Below are 6905 nucleotides of genomic sequence, written 5' to 3'. Positions count from 1 at the left end.
AAAAGCCGATCTGGCTCGCGAACTTACCGACCGCGGCCGCAAACAGGCCGATAAAGCCGCCGAGTGGCTGCGTGCCCGTCTGCCCGACGACGCGCTCATCCTCTCCAGCCCCGCCGTGCGCGCCGTCCAGACCGCTCAGGCACTCACCCCCACGCCGCGTATCGTGCGTGATCTCGCACCCGGCGCGAACGCCATGACCTTACTCGGCGCCATCGGGTGGCCCGGCGCCAATCAGACCGTCGTCATCGTCGGCCACCAGCCCGCCCTCGGCCAACTCGCCGCCCTGCTGCTGAGCGGCCAGGAAGCCTACTGGACCATCAAGAAAGGCGGCATCTGGTGGCTATCCTCGCGCCGCCGCGAAGACGAAAGTCAGGTCGTGGTGCGCGCCGTCATCAACCCCGATCTTCTTTGACCCTCCCCCGATATCACGGCGGGACTCTCCGCAAACCCGCATGAACCGGGCATTGCAAGGCATCAGAAGCGGGACCTGACTCATGACACTGCGCGTTTTGTCATAGAATTGTCGCCTACCGTTCACGGAATCGACATTGATGCTTTTTAAAGTACGTCGCAACGCGACCGTCAAAAAAAGGGCCTTTATGCGCGACCTGCCGAACCCCACTATGCCGCTCTCTTCGCTGACCCCCACGTCGCGGAGGCGTCTTCCTCGCCCTGAAACGCCTGTCAAACCGAATCTGGCTGTGGCGTGGGCACGCGATGAAAGCGAGCTTCGGGAAGCACAACATCTGAGATATCAGGTCTTTGCAGAAGAAATGGGCGCCTCGGTCAAGGGCCCGGCAGGTCTGGACGTCGACGAATACGACCAATACTGCGACCACCTGATCGTGCGCGATCAGGACTCGCTCAAGGTCGTCGGCACCTACCGCGTATTGCCCCCGTCTCAGGCCAGCCGCCTGGGTCGTCTGTACTCCGAAGGGGAATTCGATCTCTCGCGTCTCGACCACCTGCGCCCGAAGATGCTCGAGACGGGCCGCTCATGCGTGCACGCGGATTACCGCAACGGCGCCGTCATCATGGCGCTCTGGAGCGGTCTGGCCGAGTACATGCTGCGCAATGGCCTCGAGACGATGCTCGGTTGCGCCAGCGTGCCGATGGCCGATGGCGGCCACTATGCCGCCAGCCTCTATCGCAAGCTGCAAGACACCGCCATGGCCCCGGCCGAATACCACGCCGTGCCGCGTATCGCCCTGCCAGTCGATGAGTTGCAATCGACGCTCGACGTCGAGCCGCCCGCGCTGGTCAAAGGATACCTGCGCCTCGGCGCCCGCATCTGCGGCGCTCCGGCATGGGACCCCGACTTCAATACCGCCGACTTCCTCACACTGTTCCGTCTCGCCGACATCAATCCGCGCTACGCGCGCCACTTCCTCGGCCCGGAACTCGTGAGCAAACTCAAACAAGCCTGACATAGGCTATCCCCCCAAAGTTGTTTCGTCCTCGCATGAGAACAAAAAAGCCCGGCTTCTGCCGGGCTTTTCCTTTGCCAAGCCGCCGCCCCAGAGGGCAGGACGGCGCAGTCGCAACGCTTCAGGCGTACACCACCTTGTAACGCATGCCGATCTTCTCCCACTCCTGCGCTTCGCGTTGCAGGCTGTAATCGGTGAGCGGATTGGCATCGATCCACACGCGCGGCACCGATATCTGAAAGCCGTCGTCGAGACGCTCGACCTCGATACTGTCCGGCAGCGCATCGGTGCGACGACGACAAAACAGTACTGCCAACCGCAGGCAGAACAGCAATTGCCAATCGACCTGCTGCGCCTGCGACGCGAGCTTGCCGAGCTTGCCCACATGCCCAAGCAACAACTCCGCCAGCCTTGTTTGATCGGGCCGTGAAAATCCCGGCATATCCGCGTTGCTGCCGATATAGGCCGAATGTTTGTGATACGCACTGTGCGAGATCGACAAGCCCATCTCATGCAGCGACGACGCCCAGTTGAGCAACGCCTCCCCTCCCTCGCGGCGATCGTCCTGATCGTCGTCACCCTCGACCACATCGATCGGCAACTGACGGTACAGCGAAACCGCCAGATTCCCGACCCGTTCGGCCTGCGAGCGATCAACGCCATAACGGCGCACGAACTGCTCGACGGTGACGGCACGCATATCCTGATGCTGCGTACGTCCGAGCAGGTCATACATGACGCCGAGCCGCAGCGCCGCGTCGGTCGTCTCCATATGATCGACTTCGAGTTCATTGAAGACGGAGAGCATGATGGACAAGCCACCCGGCAGCACGGGAATACGATCCTGCTTGAGCCCGGCGAGCTTCAGACGGTTGGCATTCTCGGCCTTGATGAGCGCCCGCTTGAGCCGCTCGAGGCCGCCGCGAGTGAGCCCATGCACCCCGCCGTCGTTGAAGCCGTTGGCTTCGAGCAGTTCGGCCAATGCCCTGGCCGTGCCGGACGAGCCTATCGCCTGCGACCAACCCGCCTCGCGAAACGTCGCAGAAATAATCTGAATCTCGCGGCGAGCAGCCAATTCAGCCTGCTTCATCGCGTATTCGTCAACATTGCCACTCGGGAAAAACAGACGACTGTGGCTCACGCAGCCAATATATAAGCTCTCCATGATCAGCGGCTCGTAATCTTGCCCGATAATGAACTCCGTCGAGCCGCCGCCAATATCCACCACCAGCCGGTTGCCCGGGCAAGTGGGCACCGAGTGCGCCGCACCCGCGTAAATCAGACGCGCCTCTTCCCGCCCGGCAATCACTTCGATAGGAAACCCGAGTGCGCGTTGCGCCTCACCCAGAAAGTCCTGTGCATTCTTGGCGACTCGCAGCGTGTTCGTGGCAACCGCGCGTACCTGATCGGGATGAAACCCGCGCAGCCGCTCTCCGAAACGCTTGAGCACCTCCCAGCCGCGTTGTTGCGACGGATGATCGAGATACTTCTCGGCGTTCAGGCCGGCCGCAAGTCGCACCGGCTCGCGCAGCGCATCGACCTGATAGATCTGCGTACCGGCGGATGTCTCCTCCACGCGGCCGATGATCAGGCGAAAACTGTTCGAGCCGAGATCAACGGCCGCAAGCAAGGGCGATGGGGTACTCATGTAGGGGTGCGCCTGAGCGAAGAGTGCCGAAGTGCGCAATGCCTCACATCAAATGCATGACGCGCACTCGACAAATAAATGACGAATAAGTTACAAATCGAATATGACACGTCGTTGACAAATGTGAATGTCATATAACTGTAACAATACGAATGAAGAATTCACGCCAATCCCATGTCTTTCGCACGTCTACTATGAATTACCCGCTGCTCAACCGCGAGCTGGGCATCCTGGCATTTAACGAACGTGTCCTTGCCCAGGCGGCCGATCCGGCCACGCCACTACTAGAACGTCTTCGCTTCGTCTGTATCGTGAGCAGCAATATGGATGAATTCTTCGAAATCCGCGTCGCCGGACTAAAAGAGCAGATGCGCGAAAATCCGGGCATGCTCACGCCCGACGGCATGACGTTTCAGCAAGTTTACACGCAAGTCTGCGCCCGGGCACAGGCGCTCGTCGAAAAGCAATACGCCATGTTCGACGGCCTGATGCCACGTCTGGAGGCCGAGGGCATCGCCTTTCACCCCTCCGGCCAGTGGAACGACGCACAGGTCGAATGGGCCCGCGACTACTTCCTGCGCGAACTCGTGCCGGTGCTCACCCCCATCGGACTCGATCCGGCGCATCCGTTCCCGCGCGTACTCAACAAGAGTCTGAACTTCGCCGTCGAACTCGAAGGCAAGGACGCCTTCGGCCGCGACGCCGAACTCGCCATCGTTCAGGCGCCGCGCGCCCTGCCCCGTCTGGTACCCATGCCACCGGCGCTCGCCCCCCTGCCCAACAGCTTCGTTCTGCTCAGTTCGCTCATGCTGCGCTTCGCCAGCGAACTGTTCCCGGGACTCACGGCCAAAGGCTGCCACCAGTTCCGCGTCACGCGTAACAGCGATCTGTTCGTCGACGAAGACGAAATCACCAACCTGCGCACCGCGCTGCAAGGCGAACTCCCGGCCCGGCACCTTGGCGATGCCGTACGCCTCGAAGTCGATGCCGGTGCCCCGTCGCGCCTCGTGCGACGCCTTCAGACCGAGTGCGGTCTGGCCGACTCGGACTGCTATCGCGTGAAAGGCCCAGTGAATCTCGTGCGCCTCATGCCGTTGCCCGAGATGGTCGACCGCCCGGACCTGAAGTTCGTGCCGTTCGTGCCCGCGCTGCCCAAGCGAATGAGCGCCTCGCTTGCGATTTTCGATGTCATCGACCAGGGCGATCTGCTGCTGCATCACCCCTACGATAGTTTCCAGCCCGTGCTCGAACTGTTGTTGCAGGCCGCACGTGACCCCGATGTCGTGGCGATCAAGCAGACGATCTACCGTACGGGTAACGAATCCGCACTGATGGACGCCCTCATGGAAGCGGCACGCAACGGCAAGGAAGTCACGGTCGTGGTGGAATTGCTCGCGCGCTTCGACGAGCAGACGAACATCAACTGGGCCGCCCGCCTCGAAGCGGTCGGCGCACACGTCGTCTATGGTGTCGTCGGCCACAAGTGCCACGCGAAGATGCTCCTTGTGGTGCGCCGCACCCGCCAGGGCAAGAAGACGTTCCTCAAGCGTTACGTCCACCTCGGCACGGGTAACTATCACCCGCGCACCGCGCGTCTGTACACGGACTTCGGTCTGATGACCGCCGACGAAGCCCTGTGCTCCGATGTACACGTCGTGTTCCAGCAGTTGACCGGGATTGGCCGTCAGACGCACCTGAACGGGCTATGGCAGTCGCCGTTCACTATGCACACCCATCTGCTCGAGGCGATCCGTCGCGAGACGGAAGCGGCGGTGTCTGGTAAGAAGGCACGCATCATCGCGAAAATGAACGCGTTGCTTGAGCCGACGATCATTGCCGAACTGTACAAGGCGTCGCGCGCCGGCGTGAAAATCGATCTGATCGTGCGCGGCGTGTGCTCGCTGCGCGCCGGTGTACCGGGATTGTCGGAGAACATTACCGTCCGCTCGATTGTCGGGCGCTTTCTCGAGCACCATCGCATCTATTACTTCTATGCGAACGGTGACGAGCAAGTCATGCTCTCCAGCGCCGACTGGATGGAACGCAACTTCTTCCGTCGTGTGGAGGTGGCCTTCCCGGTGCGAGACAAGCGCCTGAAGACCCGCGTGATTCGCGAGGGCCTGATGATTCACTTGCGCGACAATACGGCCTCGTGGCTGATGCGTCCGGACGGCAGCTACGTGCGCCGCAAACCCGGTAAGCGGCCGTTCAACAGCCAGATGGCGTTGATGGCGGAAGTGGCGAAACACGTACAACAAACCAGCAACTGATCGGCCGGCCGCACAAGTCGTTGCCACAACAAGGAAAGGGGGCCGAAAGCCCCCTTTAATTATCGGATCGCGCCCCGCCGCCGCGCATCCCAGGTTCAAGCAAAAAAGGCATCCGACCGTGAAGTCGAACGCCTTTTGTCCCCTTTGGGTTTGCCGGGGCTCGCGTCTGCCGCCTGCGCTTACTCGTTCACGGCCACACCGGGGGCCGCTTCGATCGGTGCGCGATGCACCACCCGCGTCGGCGGGAAGTAGATCGCGAACGTGCTGCCGCGCCCCTCCTCGCTCGTCACCCGCAGATCGGCCTGGTGACGCGTCAGCACATGCTTGACGATCGCAAGGCCCAGGCCGGTGCCCCCCGTATCGCGCGAGCGGCTGCGATCGATGCGATAGAAGCGCTCGGTGAGCCGTGGAATGTGTTCTGCCGGAATGCCCAGACCCGAGTCGATGACGACGAAGCGAGCGCCGCCGTCGTCGGTGGCCGCCCACTCGATCTGGATCTTGCCCCCCTGGGGCGTATAGCGTATCGCGTTGCTCACGAGATTGCTGAACGCGCTGTGCAACTCGCCTTCGGCACCGCGTAGATCGAGCCCGTCGGCTACGCTCACTTCGATCACATGCTGCCCTTGCGAGAGCCCTTCGGCGTCGCTGCGCAGCGATCGCATCTGCATGCCCATGTCGATCCTGTCGTCAGACGGCGGCTTGCCGCTGCCTTCGAGCTTGGCGAGCGTAAGCAGATCGTTCACGATGTTCTGCATGCGCGACGCCTGCTGACGCATGATCTCGACATAACGCTGGATCTCTTCTGGCGAGAGTGGCAACTCACCGACCGTCTCAAGGAAGCCGGAGAGCACCGTGAGCGGTGTCTTGAGTTCGTGCGAGACGTTGGCCACGAAGTCCCGGCGCATCGCGTCGGTGCGCTCGAGATCGGTCACGTCGAGCGAGATGATGAGCTTGCGGTTGTCGCCGTACGGGAACACCTGCATCGAGAGCACGTTGTTATGCTTCTCGCCCATGTGATGCATGAGCAGCGCCTCATCGTAGCGCTCCGACGACAAGTAGTGCACAAAGGCCGGCGTGCGCAGAAGGTGTGTGATCTGTTGACGCAGGTCTCGTTTGGCATCGATGCCGAAGTGCGTCTCGGCAATCGCATTGCACCACTCGATCTGATTATGCTCGTCGAGCATGATCACGCCATTGGGCGATGCCTGGATCGCCTGAATGAAACGCGCGTGCTGTTGTTCCACCTGCTTCACCTGGTTATGCCAGCGTTTGGCCAGCTTGTGCAGCCGGTAATAGATTTCGCCCCACAGCCCAAGTGCACTTGGCACCTCGCCATAGACCGGGGCGTCGAGCAGACGCCAGAGGCGCTGGGCATGATAGACGTTGAAGAAAAGCTGCGTCACCAGCAGAACGATGGCGGTAACGTAGCCTGCACTTGCCCCAAAAAGCCAGCCGACAGCCACCGAAATGGCCGCTTGCAGGATCAGGAATGCCAGCGCACGGGCCCAGATGATATTCATAGACGATGCACAGGAGGAGTGCCGCTCGCCGCCCATCGGG

5 protein-coding genes are annotated in these 6905 nt (G+C 61.6%); 3 read left to right on the top strand and 2 right to left on the bottom strand.

Annotated features, from left to right (window positions below; all coding sequences use genetic code 11):
• Together C266_RS13920 and C266_RS13915 are read left to right on the top strand one after the other, a co-directional pair.
• Positions 1-412, top strand: a 412-nt coding sequence (locus C266_RS13920) for a histidine phosphatase family protein (protein WP_010805258.1), incomplete at its 5' end; no start/stop codon positions are given.
• A gap of 187 nt (positions 413-599) precedes the next feature.
• Positions 600-1427: a GNAT family N-acetyltransferase gene (locus C266_RS13915; RefSeq protein WP_036663018.1), complete on the top strand. Its 828-nt coding sequence runs from the start codon at positions 600-602 to the stop codon at positions 1425-1427.
• A 121-nt stretch (positions 1428-1548) separates the two neighbouring features.
• On the opposite strand, the gene ppx is transcribed toward C266_RS13915, so the two are convergent.
• Entirely contained in the window at positions 1549-3075 is a 1527-nt protein-coding gene (gene ppx, locus C266_RS13910; RefSeq protein WP_010805260.1) for an exopolyphosphatase, read from the bottom strand.
• 152 nt (positions 3076-3227) lie between these two features.
• On the opposite strand from ppx, the gene ppk1 reads away from it, so the two are divergent.
• Entirely contained in the window at positions 3228-5345 is a 2118-nt protein-coding gene (gene ppk1 / locus C266_RS13905; RefSeq protein WP_051126321.1) for a polyphosphate kinase 1, read from the top strand.
• 179 nt (positions 5346-5524) lie between these two features.
• On the opposite strand, the gene phoR is transcribed toward ppk1, so the two are convergent.
• Positions 5525-6865 (bottom strand): phosphate regulon sensor histidine kinase PhoR, encoded by a 1341-nt coding sequence (phoR, locus tag C266_RS13900; RefSeq protein ID WP_010805262.1) that lies wholly within the window; start codon positions 6863-6865, stop codon positions 5525-5527.
• Between the last annotated feature and the right edge of the window lie 40 nt (positions 6866-6905).

Source organism: Pandoraea sp. SD6-2 (assembly GCF_000389825.1).
In the GTDB taxonomy this organism is placed as follows: Bacteria; Pseudomonadota; Gammaproteobacteria; order Burkholderiales; family Burkholderiaceae; genus Pandoraea; species Pandoraea communis.
Note: the sequence above shows the minus strand (reverse complement) of the source record. Positions and strands in the feature narration are given on the sequence as shown.

Coding starts and splice junctions, on each gene's coding strand:
- C266_RS13915 (WP_036663018.1), top strand. CDS start 600: ATGCGCGACCTGCCGAACCCCACTATGCCGCTCTCTTCGCTGACCCCC.
- ppx (WP_010805260.1), bottom strand. CDS start 3,075: ATGAGTACCCCATCGCCCTTGCTTGCGGCCGTTGATCTCGGCTCGAAC.
- ppk1 (WP_051126321.1), top strand. CDS start 3,228: ATGAAGAATTCACGCCAATCCCATGTCTTTCGCACGTCTACTATGAAT.
- phoR (WP_010805262.1), bottom strand. CDS start 6,865: ATGAATATCATCTGGGCCCGTGCGCTGGCATTCCTGATCCTGCAAGCG.